The organism is Kaistia defluvii (assembly GCF_026343955.1).
Taxonomy (GTDB): domain Bacteria; phylum Pseudomonadota; class Alphaproteobacteria; order Rhizobiales; family Kaistiaceae; genus Kaistia; species Kaistia defluvii.
Genome location: NZ_JAPKNI010000002.1, coordinates 232,750 through 250,555, shown reverse-complemented (window position 1 = coordinate 250,555; position 17,806 = coordinate 232,750). Strand labels below are relative to the sequence as shown.

Sequence of the window (17,806 nt, the reverse complement as noted above, 5' to 3'; positions counted from 1 at the left end):
CTTCAGACGAGGCCGAGGGCCGTAATGGCCATGTCGATGGCCTTGATGCCGGCAAACGGCACGATGAGGCCGCCGACGCCATAGATCAGCAGGTTGCGCGACAGCAGCGCGCCGGCGCCGACGGCCCGGTATTTGACGCCGCGCAGCGAGAGCGGGATCAGGGCGACAATGATCAGCGCGTTGAAGATGATCGCCGACAGGATCGCGCTTTGCGGCGTGGCCAGCCCCATGACGTTGAGCGCGCCAAGCTGCGGGTAGAAGGCCAGGAACATCGCCGGGATGATGGCGAAATACTTGGCGACGTCGTTGGCGATCGAGAAGGTGGTGAGCGCGCCGCGCGTCATCAGCAATTGCTTGCCGATTTCGACGATCTCGATGAGCTTGGTCGGATCGCTGTCGAGATCGACCATGTTGCCGGCCTCGCGCGCCGCCACCGTGCCTGTGTTCATCGCGACGCCAACGTCGGATTGGGCCAGCGCCGGGGCGTCGTTGGTGCCGTCGCCGCACATCGCCACCAGCTTGCCCTTGGCCTGCTCCTCGCGGATCAGAGCGAGCTTCATCTCGGGCGTCGCCTGGGCCAGGAAGTCATCGACGCCCGCCTCGGCCGCAATGGCCGCCGCCGTCATCGGGTTGTCGCCGGTGATCATCACCGTCCGGATGCCCATCCGGCGAAGCTCCGCGAAACGCTCGCGGATGCCCCCCTTGACGATGTCCTTGAGATGGACGACGCCCAGCAGGCGGCCATCCTTGACCACGGCCAGCGGCGTGCCGCCGGTCTTGGCGATCTCGTCGGCGATGGTCTGCAGTTCGCGGATCGTGCCGGTGATGGCCCGACTGCCGCCGGCCGCCACGCCGGCCTGCTCGACATGCTTCAGCACGGCATCGACCGCGCCCTTGCGGATCGACGAGCCGTCGAAATCGACCCCGCTCATCCGGGTCTGTGCCGTGAAGGGCACGAAGGTGGCATGCAGGCTCTGCATGTCGCGGGCACGGATGCCGTATTTCTCCTTGGCGAGCACGACGATCGAGCGGCCTTCGGGGGTCTCGTCGGCGAGCGAGGCGAGTTGCGCCGCGTCGGCCAGTTCCGGCTCGGTGACGCCGCGCACCGGGCGAAGCTCGGTCGCCTGGCGGTTGCCGAGGGTGATCGTGCCGGTCTTGTCGAGCAGCAGCGTATCAACATCGCCGGCCGCCTCGACAGCGCGACCCGACATGGCGAGCACGTTGAATCGCACCAGCCGGTCCATGCCGGCGATGCCGATGGCTGAAAGCAGCGCGCCGATCGTCGTCGGGATCAGGGTGACGAACAGCGCCACCAGCACGACGACCGGAATGTAGCCGCCGGCGTAGTTCGCAAAGCTCGGGATGGTGACGACGGCGAGCACGAAGATCAGCGTCATGCCGGCGAGCAGGATGTTGAGCGCGATCTCGTTGGGCGTCTTCTGCCGTTCGGCGCCCTCGACCAGGGCGATCATGCGGTCGATGAAGGTCGATCCGGCGGCGGCCGTGATGCGGACCCGGATCCAGTCGGACAGCACCTGCGTGCCGCCGGTGACGGCCGAACGGTCGCCGCCGGATTCGCGGATCACCGGCGCGGATTCACCCGTGATCGCCGCCTCGTTGACCGAGGCGACGCCCTCAATGACTTCCCCATCGGACGGAATGATATCCCCCGCCTCCACCAGCACGACGTCACCAACCCGGAGGCTGGTGCCCGGCACGAGCTTGAAGTTGGCGGGGTCGTTGCCCGAAAGCAGCTTGGCCTGCGTCTCGGTGCGGGTGCGACGGAGCGATTCCGCCTGTGCCTTGCCGCGCCCTTCGGCGACGGCTTCCGCGAAATTGGCGAACAGCACCGTGAACCACAGCCAGATGACGATCTGCAGCGAGAAGCCGAGATTGGCGCCGCCGGTGGCGAGATCGCGCAGGAACAGCACCGTGGTCAGCGCCGAGACGACGGCGACGACGAACATCACCGGATTGCGCGCCAGGCTGCGCGGATCCAGCTTGCGGAACGCGCCGCCTATGGCGGGAACGAGGATGCGAGCGTCCATTATGCTCGCGGATTTGGACTGGCTCATCAGAGACTCCAGCATGAAGTTCCGGGACAGGCGGTTGGACCTCAGGTCGCCGCGATCCACCGGTTGAAAAGGTCAACGACCAGCGCGAGCAGGAACATCGAAACGGTCAGCCCCAGGATGAGGGACGACACGCGGGGAGCCCCCCGCTTCCCCCGCGCCAAACCGGCGCGAGGAGATTGGAGCGAGAGGGCGAGGTCCGGGCTGGCCAGCCAGAAACGGTAGCTCATGATGCTTCCTCACAGCCCCGGCGCCCGGATCATGGCGAGATGCTCGACGATCGGACCAAGCGCCAGCGCCGGGAAGAAGGTCAGGCCGCCGACGATCAGGATGACGCCGACCAGCAGGCCGACGAAGAGCGGCCCATGCGTCGGGAAAGTGCCGGCCGAAGCGGGCGAGACCTTCTTGGTCACCAGCGAACCGGCGATCGCCATGGCCGGGATGATGACCAGGAAGCGGCCCATCAGCATCGCCATGCCGAGGGTGAGGTTGTACCAGGGCGTGTTGCCCGACAGGCCGCCAAAGGCCGAGCCGTTATTGGCTGCCGCCGAGGTATAGGCATAGAGAACCTCGGAGAAGCCATGCGGGCCGGGATTGGCGATCGAACCGAGGCCCGTCGGCAGCACGATGGCAATGGCGGTGAAGCCGAGCATGGTCAAGGGCAGGCAAAGCACGGCAAGCATCGCCATCTTGACCTCCTTGGCCTCGATCTTCTTGCCGAGATATTCCGGCGTGCGGCCGACCATCAGGCCGGCGACGAAGATTGCGATGACGATGAACAGCAGGATGCCGTAGAATCCGGCGCCGACGCCGCCGACGATGATCTCGCCAAGCATCATGTTGATCATCGGGATCATGCCGCCGAGCGCCATGAAGCTGTCATGCATGGCGTTGACCGCGCCGCAGGAAGCGGCAGTCGTCACCACGGCGAACAGCGCGGAGAGAACGATGCCGAAGCGCGTCTCCTTGCCCTCCATGTTGCCGCCCTCGATGCCGAGCGCATGGACCAGCGGATTGCCAGACGCTTCCGCCCCGTAGCAGACGACGACGCCGGCCAGGAACAGCACGCCCATGGCGGCCAGGATCGCCCAGCCCTGCCTCTCGCTGCCGACCATGCGGCCAAACACGTCGGTCAGCGCCGCGCCGATGGCGAAGATCATCACCATGTGGATCAGGTTGACGAGCGCGGTCGGGTTCTCGAAGGGATGCGCGGCATTGGCGTTGAAGAAGCCGCCGCCATTGGTGCCGAGATGCTTGATCATCATCTGCGAGGCGACGGGGCCCTGGGCGATGGTCTGCTGCGCGCCTTCCAGCGTCGTCGCGACGGTGTAGGGGTTGAGGTTCTGCGGCACGCCCTGCCAGACCAGCACCAATGTGCCGACGACGCAGATCGGCAGCAGGATATAGAGCGTGGCGCGGAAAAGATCGGCCCAGAAATTGCCGAGCGTCTTCGCCGACTTGCGCGAGAAGGCGCGGATCAGCGCCACCGCGATGGCGATGCCCGATGCGGCCGAGACGAAGTTCTGGACGTTCAGCCCCGCCATCTGCACGAAATAGGACATGGTGCTTTCACCGCCATAGTTCTGCCAGTTGGTGTTGGTGACGAAACTGGCGGCGGCGTTGAAGGCGAGTTCCGGCGGCACGGCGCCCATGCCGGCGGGATTGTAGGGCAGCCCGCCCTGCAGCCGTTGCATCGCATAGAGCAACAGCAAGCCGGCTAAGTTGAATAGCAGGAACGCGCCGGTATAGGTCGTCCAGTGCTGCTCCTCGCGGTCGCTGGTGCCGGCAAGCCGGTAAAGCCCGCGCTCGAGCGGCCCGAAGACGAAGGAGAGGATCGTGCGCTCGCCGTTGAAGACGCGGGTCATGTAGCCGCCGAGCGGCTTCACGAGCGCGAGGATAATCCCGCAAAAGAGCAGGATCTGTAACCAACCGTTGACGGTCATGGGACGTGCTTTCCGAGAATGGCGCCTCGAACGGGGATCGCGCTGGCGATCAGAACCGTTCCGGGCGCACCAGCGCGTAGGTGAGGTAGACGAGCAGGAACACCGTCACGGCGCCGCCCAGAATGTAATCGACAAGCATGGTCGGCTCCGGCTCTACAATTTCTGGCAGAGTTTCACGTAAGCGAGGGACGCGGCGAAGAACAGGACGCCCATCCCGACGACGATGAAATCCATGGTCATGACTCCTTGCAGTGTTCAGTCCGTCCCGCTGCCAATTTCGAATATCGATGCCGTGCAACGACAGGCGACGCCCGCGAATCCACGTTTGCGGGGTCGTTCGGCTGGATCGAAGGACGACAGGAATATGGCCCCGAACCGCATAGGCGTTCGAGAGAGGCCGGGGAGCCAAGATATAAAGATCCCATATGAATCCGGCCCCTCGGCACGGCCGCTCCAGCCGCATTGGCGTGAGCCGCCGCCGCGGCGTCGCTCAACCTTGGCGAGTCGAGCCGGCGCTCAGCCGGTGAGGCAGAGCATCAGCAAGGCCATGCCGCCGAAGAAGGCCATGACCGCGAGGAGGCGAAGAACGAGGCCAAGTTCCTCGGAATGCTGACGCGCCAGCGCAACCGCCCTGGAGCGATGGCCGGGACGCGGCGACGAAGCGGCTGAACCGCGCCAATCGTGGCTGGAGGGCAAGACGTCAAAGGGGCTGCGAAGCTGCATGATTCCAATCCTTGTCCGGTCGGCATGCCAACGCGCTTCGCGCCGAAGGCGGCCCGTAGGACCGGGACCCGACATCCACGGCGCGTCGCTGCGACCCGAAAAAGGTGGATCGACCCGCATAGTTTCTCGATCGGGCTGGCGCAGCAACTCTATAAAAATATCATAGGAAAAAGATCCGGCTTTGTTAATTTTACATCCCGGAATTGCGCATCGACTTGATATCGCCACAACAAGCCCGGATCACATCTTGTAGAGGCAAAATCTCGAGGCAGGACGATCTTGCCAAGCCGGCAGCATGGTTCACCGCGAAGCGCGTCCTCTCACGCGTGGCGGATATCTGGTTGAACATGGCAGGGTCCATCGCCAAACTATAAGCGAGCCGGATCAACGGGAGGATTTTGGATGTCGCATAATCTGCAGTTCTATATAGACGGTGCCTGGGTGGACCCGGTGGTCCCGAAGGTCATCGACGTAATCGATCCCTCCAACGAGGATGCCTTCGCGCAGATCTCGCTGGGCTCGAAGGCGGATGTCGACAAGGCCGTCGCCGCCGCCAAGCGGGCCTTTGCCACCTTCGGCTTCACCAAGCCGGCCGAGCGGCTGGAGCTGCTGCGCAGCATCCTCGCCGTTTACAACAAGCGCGCCAACGATCTCGCCGATGCGATCTCGCGCGAAATGGGCGCGCCCCGTCCCTTCGCGCTCGACAGCCAGGTCGGCATCGGCCGCGCCCATCTCGAAAAGATCATCGAGGTTCTTGGGGATTTCCAGTTCCAGCATCCCAAGGGCACCTCGCTGGTGGTCAAGGAGCCGATCGGGGTCGTCGGCCTGATCACGCCCTGGAACTGGCCGCTCAACCAGATCACCTGCAAGGTCGGGCCCGCGCTCGCCGCCGGCTGCACGATGATCCTGAAGCCAAGCGAGATCGCGCCGCTCGACGCCATCATCTTCGCGGAGATCCTCGACGAGGCCGGCGTTCCGCCGGGCGTGTTCAACCTGGTCAATGGCGACGGCCCGACCGTCGGCGAGGCGCTTTCCAGCCATCCCGACATCGACATGATGTCGTTCACCGGGTCGACCCGCGCCGGCATCCTGGTGGCCAAGGCCGCCGCCGACACGGTGAAGCGCGTGGCGCAGGAGCTTGGCGGCAAATCGGCCAACATCCTGTTCCCGGACGTCGATTTCTCCGTCGCCGTGCCGAAGGGCGTCGCCAATTGCTTCGGCAATAGCGGCCAGTCCTGCAACGCGCCGACGCGGATGTTCGTGCCGCGCGAGCGCCAGGACGAGGTGATCGGCTACGCTCGGGAAGCGGCGGAAAAGTTCATCGTCGGCCCGGCGGATGCGCCGAACACCAAGCTCGGCCCGGTGGTCAGCCAGGTGCAGTACGACAAGATCCAGAACCTGATCGAAAGCGGCATCGCCGAGGGCGCGACGCTGGTCACAGGCGGCCCCGGCCGCCCGGCCGATCTCAATCGCGGCTATTATATCCGCCCGACCGTCTTCGCCGACGTGACGCCGGACATGCGCATCGCCAAGGAGGAGATCTTCGGACCGGTGCTGTCGATCCTGCCCTATGACAGCGTGGAGGAAGCGATCGAGGAGGCCAACAACACGGTGTACGGCCTCGCCGCCTATATCCAGTCGGCCGATCTGCAGACGGCCCGCGACGCCGCCGCGAAGATGCGGGCGGGCGCCGTCCACATCAACTATCCGGCGTGGGATTCGGGCATTCCGTTCGGCGGCTACAAGCAGTCCGGCAATGGCCGCGAATATGCCGAGTATGGCCTCGAGGACTTCCTGGAGACCAAGGGTATCCTCGGCTACGAGGCGGCCTAATCAAAACCGGGGGAGCCGATCGTTCGGCTCCCCCTGATTCGCATTCTCAACTCGACATCCGTCCGCCCTGCCCGCTGCTGGCGGCGAGCGAAATCAGGGTCAGCCCGCTTTCCGGATCCTCGCGCTTGCGCAGGTGGGCCGGGGACTCCGTCAGGATCACCTCGAGCGTGGGGCGCACGACGCCGCTCTTCAGGTGGCCCGCCAGAGCGGATCCGTCGGCGCGCCCGAGCACCGCGTGAAGATGCAGGGCCGGCTGTCCGTCCGGCCCCAGCGCGATATCGCCGATCAGCGAGGCGACCTCGACCTGCTCGTTCACCGGAATGGTCGAATATTCCTTGGTCTGCCAGTCGAGAAAAGCGAGCTCCGCGCGCTCGAACGCACCGATCGCCTTAAGGCTCGCAGCGGATAGACCGGTTTCGGCAGCGAAAGCCTGAAGGCAGGCCATCACCTCGTCGCCTGCCGAAAGGATGACGGCAAAGGTCTTCTGGCCGTCCACCTCGTGGATCAGTTTGCTTTGCAAGCTTGCCTCCTTTTCCGGCGCAGCGCACGCCCTCGTTCCGGCAACGCCAGCGTGTCGGAAACGTTGCCGCGATAAAGATCGCGGGACGGTGCGCGGAACCCAGCCCCGCGCTCTCCGTTGCCTCCCATAACCCTCGCAAAGGAGGCCATCATGTCCAATATGCCGCTGGTACCGCCCATTCTGCCCCTGGTGGAGGATGACGCGAACAAGCCCGAGCCTGGTAGCGAAGCCGAAGCGCGCAACGAAGCCGAACGCATCGACCGGCTCGAAAAGGGCGAGCAAGTGGGGGCTGACGATCTCGACGGCGAGCCTGTCGCAGACACGGTGCGTCGGGAAATCGAGGAAGCGGAGCGCCTTCAAAAGACCAATTCCGACGCCTAGACAGGGCGGGATCGGTTCGGGACCGCCACTTTCGGGATGGCGCGCTTTTATCGTCCGAGCCCAGCCGGTTGTCGGCGTCTCTCGTCAAACTCCTCTTGTGATGACTATGATGTGCCGTTGGACGCCTGCCCACCGGCCAATCGCGATGACCGAATGGCAAGGTTCACACTGAATGAACGAACATCCGATCGGGACCCTGGACCTTGAAGAGCGCCGGCTCGCGGCGCTTGCCAGCTATGACGTTCTCGATACGCCGCGCGAACGCGAATTCGATGAAATCGCCCGCCTGGCGTCGGATATCTGCGAAACTCCCATCGCCGTGGTCAACCTGATCGGCGCGTCCCGCCAGTTCTTCAAGGCCGAGGTGGGGCTTGGCGTCCGAGAGACACCGTTCGAAAGCTCCTTCTGCGCCAAGGCCATTTTGGAAGACGAGTTTCTTCTCGTCCCCGACGCGACGAAGGACTGTCGCTTTGACGGCAATCCGCTGGTCACCGGCGAACCGCATCTTCGCTTCTATGCCGGCGCGTTGCTGAAGACCGCCGATGGCTTTCCCCTCGGCACGATCTGCGTGCTCGACTACCAGCCCAAGACGCTGACCGAACTGCAGCAGCGAACCTTGCGCGTGCTCGCCAGCCAGGTGATGGCCCAGCTCGAATTGCGCAAGGTCCTGCAAGTGCAGGCGCGCGAACTCGCCATCGAACGGCGGCTTAGCGCGCGCCGCCAGGCCCAGGCGTCCAAGCTCGGCCGGGTCAGCGATCAGGCACGGCAGGAGGAGGAGCGCTACCGGGCGGCGCATGGGGCCGGCCGCGTCGGCGTGTTCGAGATCGACGTGCCGACCGGGCAGATGACGGTCTCCGAAGAGTTCTGCCGCATTTTTGGCGTGCCGGTGCGCCGGCACTATCCGGCCTCGACCTTCGAGAACATCGTGTTGCCGGAAGACCGGCGGGCGATTTCCAGCGATGACAGCCGGCGCGAGGGCACCGCCGAACTGGATGTCGAATATCGCATCCGCCGGGAGAACGATCAGAGCCTTCGCTGGATATCGCGCCGCGCCCGCTTCACGGTTGGCGAGACCGGCGTCGACCGGATGATCGGCATCATCCTCGATATCACGGAGAGCAAGCAGAAGGACGTCCGGACCCAGGCGCTACTCTCGCTCGGCGACCGGCTTCGCGTTGCCCGATCGGCGCAGGAAGCGGCGCGCACCGCTGCCGAAACCCTGGGCGAAGGCCTCGGCGTGAACCGGGCCGGCTATGCGACGATCGACCTGCCTGCCAATGCCTTCCTCGTCGAGTTCGACTGGCTTGAGCCCGGCGCAAGCTCGATGGAGGGGCGCCACCCGCTCACCGCTTTCCAGGCCACCACCGCGCGGCTGGCAAGCGGCGAAACCCTCGCCGTGCCCAATATTCCGGCAGCGCCGTGGCTGGGCGCGGACGCCCACGCCTATGAGGCGGCGGGCATCCGCTCGTTCATCAAGGTCCCCATTCTCGAAGCGGGCACGCTGATCGGCGTTCTGTTCGCCCATGACGATACGCCCCGCTTCTGGACCAATGACGAGATGGCGTTCGCCTGGGGCGTCGCCGACCGCACCTACGCCGCGCTTGGAAAGCTGCAGGCCGAGGCGCAGCAGCGGCTGCTCAACGAGGAATTGAGCCACCGGTTGAAAAATACGCTGGCCATGGTCCAGGCCATCGCCGGGCAGACGCTGAAGAATGTCACGGAGCAGGAAGCCGTGCGGGCGTTCACGAGCCGGCTCCAATCGCTGAGCACGGCTCACGACGTCCTGCTGCAGCAATCCTGGACCGCCGCCGACATGCGGGAAATCGTTCAGGCGGTGCTGCGTCCTCATGCCGAGCCGGCGCGATTTTCCATTTCGGGTCCAGAGCTCAAGATCGGACCGAAGGCGGGCCTTTCGATCTCGCTCATCCTGCATGAGCTGGCGACCAATGCGCTCAAATATGGCTCGCTTTCCAACAGCGAGGGCCATGTGGATATCTCCTGGGAGATCCAGGGCGAGGCAGCCGAAAGCCGGCTCGTCTTCATCTGGGCCGAGAGGCTTGGCCCACCTGTCACCGAACCCTCGCGCAGGGGGTTTGGCTCGCGGCTGATCCGGATGGGAATTATCGGAACCGCCGACGTCGATAAAAGTTACTTTCCCACGGGCCTTGTGGCGGTCTTCCGTGCCCCACTGGGGCTGGTCCGGGAAGTCGGATAGAGAGAGCAGACGTGGCATCAGCGCAAAAACCAGTCGCCGCCGTTCTTGTGGTCGAGGACGAGCCCCTCATCCGCATGTCCGCCGTCGACCTTGTCGAGGAAGCGGGCTTCAAGGCAGTCGAGGCCGATAATGCGGATCAGGCGCTGGCAATCCTTCAGAGCGGTGAGCCGATCCACGGCGTCTTCACCGACATCGACATGCCGGGCTCGATCGATGGGGTGGCCCTGGCCAATGTCGTCCGCGAGCAATGGCCGGGGATCGTGATCCTCGTTGCCTCGGGCAAGCGGCACGTTTCCGAGGTACAACTTCCGCCGGGCGCGCATTATTTTCCCAAGCCCTATGACGCGAAATCGGTCATCCGGACGCTTGAAGACGGCTTGCCGATCTAGCTGAAAGACATCTGGCAGCGCCCGCCCACGCGCGGCCAGGCGAGAGAGGGTGCGCGTCAGGCGAGGGTCCCGCGGACCCGGCTTCGGGGAAATGCGTCGTGCCGCATCCCCATCCTGAAGCCGGTTTCGGGAGGTTGGCCGTCGCCACCAGGCCGCCATTACTGAATACGCCTGTACGTACAAAATCCTCGATTTTGGCTGCCCCTCCGACAGGCTTCGGCGCGGAAGCCCGGAAAGCTCGGCTCCGCCAAGCTTCCCCCAGCGTTGCCTTTCGGTGGAAAGGTACCGCTCAGCATCTCCACCCGGCAGATTGAAACACCACAAACTGCGCCATGTATGATAGGCGTACAGGATGCACGGCCAGGGCAAGATGTTGATAGATCGCACGACCCCCATACCCCTGTACTTCCAACTCGCAGGGCTGCTCAAAGAGCAGATCCGCTCCGGCCAGTTCGCGGTGGGCGACCGCTTGCCCTCGGAACACGAGCTTTGCGCCGAATATGACGTGTCCCGAAGCGTCGTCCGCCAGGCCTTGCTGTCGCTGGCGCAGGACGGACTGATCGCGACCGAGCGCGGTCGTGGCGCGTTCGTGCGCGACCGCAAGGTCCCGATCACGCTCATCCAGAAGCTCGACCCCTTGCAGGAAGGCATGGCGAAAGCCGGCTTCAAACTGACGACGCGGGTTTTGCAGCAACGCCTGATCGACGCGCCGCCCCATGTTGCCGAGCAGATCGGGGACAAGAAGGCGGTCTTCCTGGAGCGGCTGCGCCTTGCCGATGGCGAGGTCCTTCTGCTGGTGCAGAACTACCTGCCCTATAGCCGCGTACCCGACCTGCTGCACTACAAGGAGCTCGAGACCACCTCGCTCTACAACTACCTGCGCAGCGAGCTCGGCATCATCGTCTCCACCGGCAAGCGGCTGATCGAAATCGGCAAGGTCGACAGCCATGTCGCCGGACTTCTTGGACTGGAAGCCGGCGCGCAGGCGCTTTTCAATCGCGAGACCACCTTTGACGAAGGCGGCAGAGCCGTCGAATACTACGAGTCCTGGCACCATCCCGACCGCACGCGGCTGACGATCGACCTGTATCGAAGCCTTTAGACGCGAACGTCGAAGCCGGACTTCACGGGTGCGGAAGATCCGCCTCCCCCTGCGGGCGGGCCTTAGGCGGACCGCCATGGTTCGCGTTTCCGCCTGCTCGCGCGGCGTGAGCCCCATTTCGCCATAGCGCCCCCATCGCGCCGACACCCTCCTCTTGCCTTGCCTCTCCTTGGCCTGAGCGCTGAGCACGCCCGCTGCCCCTCCCGGCCTGCGGGGGCAGGGTCAAGCCGGACGCAACAACCAACTTGTAATTACAGGCGTCTATCTTGACATACGTATTTTGCGCTGTCAGCCTCCCCGGGTCATGTTGGTCTTTGGGAGGAGAAAAATATGCGAGGGTTGAGGCAAGTACTGGCGAGCGCCATTGCGCCTCTGGCCATTATAGCCAGCGTATCTGGAGTGCATGCGCAGGATGCTCCGATAGACATAACAATCGGATGGGCGCCTCCGGACGTATCTGGTGTCTTCAAGACAGCGACCGATTTCTTTGAAAAATCGGCCGCGGATGCCAAAGGCAAAGGCTTTGACATCAAGATCATTACCTCTACCGGCCAAGGCCATGACATTGCTCAACAAGTCAATGCGATCGACGACCTGATCCAGCAGCAGGTCGACGTCATCGCCGTCTCTCCGGCTGATGTGAATTCGGTGAAGCCGGCCCTGCGTCGCGCCAAGGAAGCGGGCATCGGCGTCATTGTCGTGAACCTGCTCGAGCCGATCGAGGGTCTCGAGGTCGATAGCTATATCGGCTACGACAACACCGTCGCGGCTGAGGTCAGCGCGTCGGCGGTGGCGGATTACTTTGGCGCGCCGGGCGTGCTCGGGGCCGGCGACAAGCTGGATGTGAAGCCGGAAATCTATCTCGATCGCGCGTTCTGGAAAGAGACGTTCGACAAGCTCACCCCAGAGCAGAAGGCCGCCATCAAGGCGAAGGGCGTCATCATCGAAGGCGTCTCGGGCAACTTCTACTCGAATACCCGCCTGACCGGCTTCCGGAACGTCCTGAAGGAATTTCCGGGCATCGAGATCGTTGGAGCGCCCTGCGCCGGCGACTGGAAGCGCGAGAAGGGCACCAACTGCGCCGAGGACTTCCTGCAGGCCCATGACGACATTGACTTCATCTGGGCCGCCTCGAACGAGATGGGCCTCGGTGCGATGCTGGCGGCGCAGAATGCCGGCCGGCTGGAGACAGCCTCCGACGGCGTCAAGGTCGGCGACGGAAAGGTTGCCATCTTCACCAATGACGTGACGCCGGAATCGGTCGATCGCATCGCGGAAGGCAAGCTGATCGGGGAAACCACGCATGGTTTTGCCGACTGGGGCTGGTACGGCACCAAGATTGCCGTCGAGATCGCCTGCAAGGAAGAGGTCGCGAAAATCTTCGACATCCGCCCGCGCACCGTCGAGATCAACAACGCCCGTCTTTTCTATCCCGATCCGAAGCTTGAGCAGATCGACTGGCAGACGCTTCGCGCCAACTGCAAGAAGTAACGGTCCCGGGCCGGTCGGACCTCGGCGCAACGCCGTCGGTCCGCCCGAGACTGGACATACCTGACGGAGTTGCATCCGGTGGCTACCTCGCCCGCCCATGCTCTGCCTGACACGGTTCCGGAAGCGAAGGTTCTTCTGCGCCTCCGGAACATTGGCAAGGTATTTCCTGGCAACGTCGCGCTTTGCGACGTCTCGCTGGACATCCGCGCCGGAGAAATTCACGCCCTGATGGGCGAGAATGGGGCGGGCAAGTCGACCCTGATGAAGATCATCGCCGGCGAGTATTCGGCGACGTCGGGCGACATCCTTGTCGACGGCAAGAGCCTGCCGGCGAATTTCGACGCGGCACGCTACGGCATCGGCCTCGTCCATCAGGAACTGAGCCTCGTTCCGGCGCTCTCCGTGGCCGAGAACATCTATCTCGGCCGGCTGCCACGGCGCTTCGGCTCCATAGACTGGCGGGCGGCCGAGCGGAACGCACGGGCGATCCTGCAGCGCCTGGGCGTCGACCTCGACCCGCGCGCGCCCGTCGGCAGGCTGGAGGTGGCCGAGCAGCAACTGGTCGAGATCGCTCGCGTGCTGGAGCGCGCGCCGAAAATCGTGCTGTTCGACGAGCCGACATCCGCCCTGTCCGACAGCGAGCGAAGCCGCCTCTTCGACGTGATCCGCCTCCTCAAGGAGGAAGGACACGGCATCGTCTACATCTCGCACAATCTTTCGGAGATCATGGCGATCTCGGATCGCGTCACGGTGCTGCGCGATGGGCAGCTCGCGGCATCCCTGCCCATCGCCGAGGCGAGCGAGGCGAAGATCGTCGGACTGATGGTCGGCCAGGCGCTGGCGCAGCAATTCCCCAAATTCGAAAGCGACATCGGCCAGCCTGTCCTGCGCGTCGAAAATCTGGTTTCAGGCACGGCGCTCAAGGGCGTCTCCTTCTCGCTGCGCCAGGGCGAGATCCTGGGCGTCTATGGACTGATGGGCGCGGGACAGGCGGAACTGGCTGGCGCCATCTTCGGACTGACGCCCTTCGACAGCGGCGAAATACACGCCGGCGAGACGCCCCTGAAGGATCACAGCGCGGCCGATGCCATTGCCGCGCGGATCGGCCTTCTGTCGCGGGATCGACGGCAGAGCCTGATCCCGATGCAGCCGATCGCTCCCAATCTGAGCCTTGCCTGGCTCTCGGATCGCGCCATGCTCTCGAAGCTGGAGGTCGGCCGCGAGAAGCGCGAGAGCGCCGACTATATCAAGATGATGCGGATCCGGCCGCCCTCCATGACCCAGAAGCTCCTGCACTATAGCGGCGGCAACCAGCAGAAGGTCATCCTCGCCCGCTGGATGTCGAGCGGCTCGAAAATCCTCATCTTTGACGAACCAACCCGCGGCATCGACGTCGGCGCCAAGGCCGAAGTCTTCGCGATCATGAGCCGGCTGGTCGAGGCGGGAACCTCCATCCTGATGATCTCGTCGGAAATCAACGAGCTGGTCGCCTTGGCCGACCGGGTTCTCGTCATGCGCAGCGGCCTCATCAAGGTGGAACTGACGCGAGAACAGCTCTCCCAGGAAGCGCTGCTGCTCCATTCTCACTGACAGGCGTTACGATGGCACATGAAATGACCACCTCGAGCCCCGCCTCGACCAAGGCTGACCGGTCGCGGCTGGCCCTGCGGGACATTCTCTTCAAGGCAGGCCCGCTGATCGCCCTGATTGCGCTGATCGCCTATCTGTCCTTCGCCTCTCCGAAGTTCGCCACCCATACCAATTTCGCCAATATCGGCCGCCAGACCGCCCCCCTGGCGATCCTGGCGATCGGGCAGACCTTCGCCATCCTGACGGGCGGCATCGATCTGTCCGTCGCTGCCATCGCCGCCTTCGCTTCCGCGACGACGGCCGTCCTGATGACGTCGCCGCTGGTCCTGTTCGGGGTCGACCTCGGCTACCTCCCGATCCCGGTCTGCCTGGCGGCCGGCCTGATGGTCGGACTGCTCGCAGGACTGCTGAACGGATGGATCATCGCGACCTTCAAGATCCCCGATTTCATTGCCACGCTGGGGACGATGCAGGTATTTCGCGGCGTCGCGCTGCTGACCACCCAGGGACAGTCCGTGCCCGGACCCTCCTCGACCCGTGAAATGCCGCCCGCCTTCACCTGGCTTGGAACGGCCAATGTCGCGGGCATTCCAGCGAGCATCTTCATCGCGCTGATCTGCGCGGGCATTGCCATCTACGTGCTCAAATTCACCGCCCTCGGGCGAGCGGTCTATGCCGTCGGCGGCAATCGGGAGGCGGCGCGCGTCTGCGGTATCTCCGTCGGCCGGACAAAGATCTATGTCTATGCCATTTCGGGCCTGCTCGCCTCGATCGCGGGCATCCTGCTCGTGGCCCGGCTCAGTGCCGCAAACGCCCTGCTGGCCGAGGGCGAGGAGCTACGCTCGATCGCGTCGGTGGTGATCGGCGGCACCAATCTGTTTGGTGGGGAAGGCGGCGTCATCGGCTCGCTCATCGGCGCCATGCTCGTCGGCGTGCTGGGCAACGGTCTCAATCTGCTCGGGGTGAGCCCCTTCTACCAGCGCATCGCGCAGGGCGTGGTCGTGGTGCTGGTCGTCATCTTCGACCAGTGGCGCCGCCGCAGCCTGAACAAGAAATAGCAGCCCCGTTTACGAGGCGCGCCGGGATCCACCTCCCCGGCCGCCCCCGCATCCGCCGTGGTTCCCGGTGGGCACGCGCGAGCCGCCCAAGTCCGTCTTGGCGCACCGGCAAGGCGCCGGAGCGCCGACGGAATTTCGGCCCGCCTCGCCAAAGCAGTTGACAGGAGGGTCGATATAAGTTGTACGGTCAACCTTACATAATGACATGCATGCATCCATTCATAGGAACCGACGATGACATCCCCCAGCCGCCGCGACCTTGCCAACGCCATCCGGTTCCTGACCGCCGATGTTGTCCAGCAGGCGAGCTCCGGCCACCCTGGCACGGCCATGGGAATGGCCGATATCGCCGAGGTTCTCTGGAACGGCTTCCTGAAGCACAATCCCGCGAATCCGAAATGGAGCAATCGCGACCGGTTCGTCCAATCCAACGGACACGGCTCGATGCTGATCTATTCGCTCCTTCACCTGTCCGGCTACGATCTGACGGTGCAGGACCTTCGCGATCATCGCAAACTGCATTCGAAGACCCCGGGCCATCCGGAACTGGGCATCACGGATGGCGTGGAGACGACCACCGGCCCGCTTGGCCAAGGCTTCGCCAATGCGGTCGGCATGGCGTTCGCGGAAAGGAAGCTTGCCGCCGAGTTCAACCGCGACGGCTTCCCGATCGTCGACCACTTCACCTATGTCTTCGTCGGCGATGGCTGCCTCATGGAGGGCGTGGCCCAGGAAGCCGCATCGCTGGCGGGTTCGCTGGGGCTGAACAAGCTCATCGCCGTCTATGACGACAACAACATTTCCATCGACGGCGAAGTCGGAGCTTGGTTCGCCGACGACACGGCCGCCCGCTTCCGCGCGCTGGGCTGGAACGTCGTGGCCGATGTCGATGGCCACGACAGCGCAGCCATTGCCAGCGCGTTCGCGGCGGCGCAGCGGTCGCAGGACAAGCCCACCCTGATCTGCTGCAAGACGATCATCGGCTTCGGCTCGCCCAACAAGCAGGGCAAGGAAGAGGTCCACGGATCCCCGCTGGGGGTGGAGGAAGTGGCGCTGACGCGCAAGAACCTCGGCTGGGATCATCCGGCATTCTTCGTGCCCGCCGAGATCCTGCAGGGTTGGAATGCCCTGGCGAAGGGCGCGGCCGCGGAGAATCATTGGAACGAATTGTTCGCCGGCTACTCGAAGCGCTACCCGGAGCTGGCCGCCGAATTCAGCCGCCGCAATGCGGGCGAACTGCCGAAGGAATTCGACGCCGTGGTCGCCGCGGAAGCCGCACGGATCCTTGGCTCGGATCCGGCGAAGCAGCCGCTTCGCAAGGGATCGAACCGGGTCGCCACCCGGCTCATCGAGGCAATGCCGGAAGTCGTCGGCGGCTCCGCCGACGTCTCGGTCTCGACGCTGGCCTGGACGTCGGCCTCCCGCTCGATCACGAAGAACGATTTCACCGGCAATTTCGTCCATTACGGCGTGCGCGAATTCGGCATGTCGGCCATGATGAACGGCATGGCCGCGCATGGCGGCCTGCTCCCCTACGGCTCCTGCTATCTGGTGTTCAGCGACTACAGCCGCAACGCGGTGCGCCTGGCCTCGCTGATGGGGCTGCGCGCCGTCTTCCTCTATACGCACGACTCGATCGGCGTCGGCGAGGACGGCCCCACGCATCAGCCCTGCGAGCAGATGCTGGCGCTGCGGGCGATCCCCGGCATGTCGCTCTGGCGCCCCGGCAGCGAACTGGAAGCGCTCGTGGCCTGGGAGGCCGCATTCAAGCGAAAGGGGCCGACGGCCATCGTCGCCGCGCGGCAGGATGGCGCGGTGTTCGCCCATGAGCCCGACCATCTCGCGGGCATCCGCAAGGGCGGTTATGTGCTGCGCCAGTCCGCCGGCGGGAAGCCCGACATCGTGCTGGTCGGCACCGGCTCGGAATTGGCCCAGATCCTCGCGGCCGGCGAGCAGCTCGAGCAACAGGGCAAGTCGGTGCGGCTGGTGTCCATTCCCAACGGCAATCTCTTCGCCGCGCAGGACCGGGCCTACCAGGACGAGGTCCTCGCATTCGGGACGCCGGCCGTGTTCGTCGAAGCCGCCTCGCCGCTCTACTGGTATCAGTTCCTCAAGGGCCCCGGCACGGTGATCGGCGTGGACCGCTTCGGCGAGTCCGCGACCGGGCCGGAACTCTACCGCCTTCTCAACATCACCGCCGAACGGGTCGTGGCCGAGGCGAACGGCCTGTTGGGCTGATCCCCTTCCAGCATCGGGAAGACCATCCATGCCTGTCGACATCCGTCTTCGCACCCAGCCTCGCAGGGCCCGCCGGTCGGCCCGGCTCGGCGCAAGGCATCAGGCCACGGCACCTTCACGAAAGGTCATTTAAGCAGAGGTCCGATTTTAATTGAATTTCCTTCTTTATAATAAATTATTGCAATAAGCGTCGAGATCGTCTCTATTTATCGATAGTGCTCGTGTTGGGATATTTTCGATTACCGAATTGA

At 64.4% G+C, this 17,806-nt stretch carries 15 protein-coding genes; 9 read left to right on the top strand and 6 right to left on the bottom strand.

The window, feature by feature from the left end; all coding sequences use genetic code 11:
- Positions 1-2 precede the first annotated feature (2 nt).
- From kdpB to OSH10_RS05590, 5 genes are all read right to left on the bottom strand, one after another.
- Positions 3-2,075, bottom strand: coding sequence for a potassium-transporting ATPase subunit KdpB (kdpB, locus tag OSH10_RS05610; RefSeq protein WP_266330638.1), 2,073 nt, complete (start codon positions 2,073-2,075; stop codon positions 3-5).
- Between the two features lie 41 nt (positions 2,076-2,116).
- Positions 2,117-2,302, bottom strand: coding sequence for a hypothetical protein (locus tag OSH10_RS05605; protein WP_266330637.1), 186 nt, complete (start codon positions 2,300-2,302; stop codon positions 2,117-2,119).
- A gap of 9 nt (positions 2,303-2,311) precedes the next feature.
- Positions 2,312-4,015, bottom strand: coding sequence for a potassium-transporting ATPase subunit KdpA (gene kdpA, locus OSH10_RS05600; protein WP_266330636.1), 1,704 nt, complete (start codon positions 4,013-4,015; stop codon positions 2,312-2,314).
- A gap of 49 nt (positions 4,016-4,064) precedes the next feature.
- Complete coding sequence (locus OSH10_RS05595; protein WP_266330635.1) at positions 4,065-4,154, bottom strand: K(+)-transporting ATPase subunit F; 90 nt, start codon at positions 4,152-4,154, stop codon at positions 4,065-4,067.
- Between the two features lie 377 nt (positions 4,155-4,531).
- On the bottom strand, positions 4,532-4,738 hold the full coding sequence (locus OSH10_RS05590; RefSeq protein WP_266330633.1) for a hypothetical protein: 207 nt from the start codon (positions 4,736-4,738) through the stop codon (positions 4,532-4,534).
- A 402-nt stretch (positions 4,739-5,140) separates the two neighbouring features.
- Here OSH10_RS05590 and OSH10_RS05585 point away from each other — a divergent pair, with 402 nt between their 5' ends.
- The gene (locus OSH10_RS05585; protein ID WP_266330632.1) at positions 5,141-6,571 is read left to right on the top strand and encodes an aldehyde dehydrogenase family protein; all 1,431 of its coding nucleotides are present in this window, start codon (positions 5,141-5,143) and stop codon (positions 6,569-6,571) included.
- Positions 6,572-6,617: 46 nt separating this feature from the next.
- Here OSH10_RS05585 and OSH10_RS05580 read toward each other — a convergent pair whose 3' ends face one another.
- Positions 6,618-7,067 carry a PPC domain-containing DNA-binding protein gene (locus OSH10_RS05580; RefSeq protein ID WP_456077678.1) on the bottom strand — a complete coding sequence of 150 codons (450 nt, stop codon included), beginning with the start codon at positions 7,065-7,067 and terminating at the stop codon, positions 6,618-6,620.
- A gap of 174 nt (positions 7,068-7,241) precedes the next feature.
- Here OSH10_RS05580 and OSH10_RS05575 point away from each other — a divergent pair, with 174 nt between their 5' ends.
- The 8 genes from OSH10_RS05575 to tkt all read left to right on the top strand — a co-directional run bounded on the left by OSH10_RS05575 (position 7,242) and on the right by tkt (position 17,555).
- A complete protein-coding gene (locus tag OSH10_RS05575) occupies positions 7,242-7,472 on the top strand; it encodes a hypothetical protein (protein ID WP_266330630.1) in 231 nt (76 codons plus the stop codon).
- 172 nt (positions 7,473-7,644) lie between these two features.
- On the top strand, positions 7,645-9,687 hold the full coding sequence (locus OSH10_RS05570; protein ID WP_266330628.1) for a GAF domain-containing protein: 2,043 nt from the start codon (positions 7,645-7,647) through the stop codon (positions 9,685-9,687).
- An 11-nt stretch (positions 9,688-9,698) separates the two neighbouring features.
- Positions 9,699-10,076: a response regulator gene (locus OSH10_RS05565; protein WP_266330627.1), complete on the top strand. Its 378-nt coding sequence runs from the start codon at positions 9,699-9,701 to the stop codon at positions 10,074-10,076.
- Positions 10,077-10,446: 370 nt separating this feature from the next.
- On the top strand, positions 10,447-11,178 hold the full coding sequence (locus OSH10_RS05560; protein WP_266330626.1) for a GntR family transcriptional regulator: 732 nt from the start codon (positions 10,447-10,449) through the stop codon (positions 11,176-11,178).
- A gap of 330 nt (positions 11,179-11,508) precedes the next feature.
- A complete protein-coding gene (locus OSH10_RS05555; RefSeq protein WP_266330625.1) occupies positions 11,509-12,669 on the top strand; it encodes a sugar ABC transporter substrate-binding protein in 1,161 nt (386 codons plus the stop codon).
- A 78-nt stretch (positions 12,670-12,747) separates the two neighbouring features.
- A complete protein-coding gene (locus OSH10_RS05550) occupies positions 12,748-14,259 on the top strand; it encodes a sugar ABC transporter ATP-binding protein (protein WP_266330624.1) in 1,512 nt (503 codons plus the stop codon).
- 23 nt (positions 14,260-14,282) lie between these two features.
- Positions 14,283-15,317, top strand: a complete 1,035-nt coding sequence (locus OSH10_RS05545) for an ABC transporter permease (RefSeq protein WP_266330622.1) — start codon at positions 14,283-14,285, stop codon at positions 15,315-15,317.
- A gap of 234 nt (positions 15,318-15,551) precedes the next feature.
- Positions 15,552-17,555 carry a transketolase gene (gene tkt / locus OSH10_RS05540; RefSeq protein WP_266330621.1) on the top strand — a complete coding sequence of 668 codons (2,004 nt, stop codon included), beginning with the start codon at positions 15,552-15,554 and terminating at the stop codon, positions 17,553-17,555.
- The last annotated feature ends 251 nt before the right edge of the window (positions 17,556-17,806 follow it).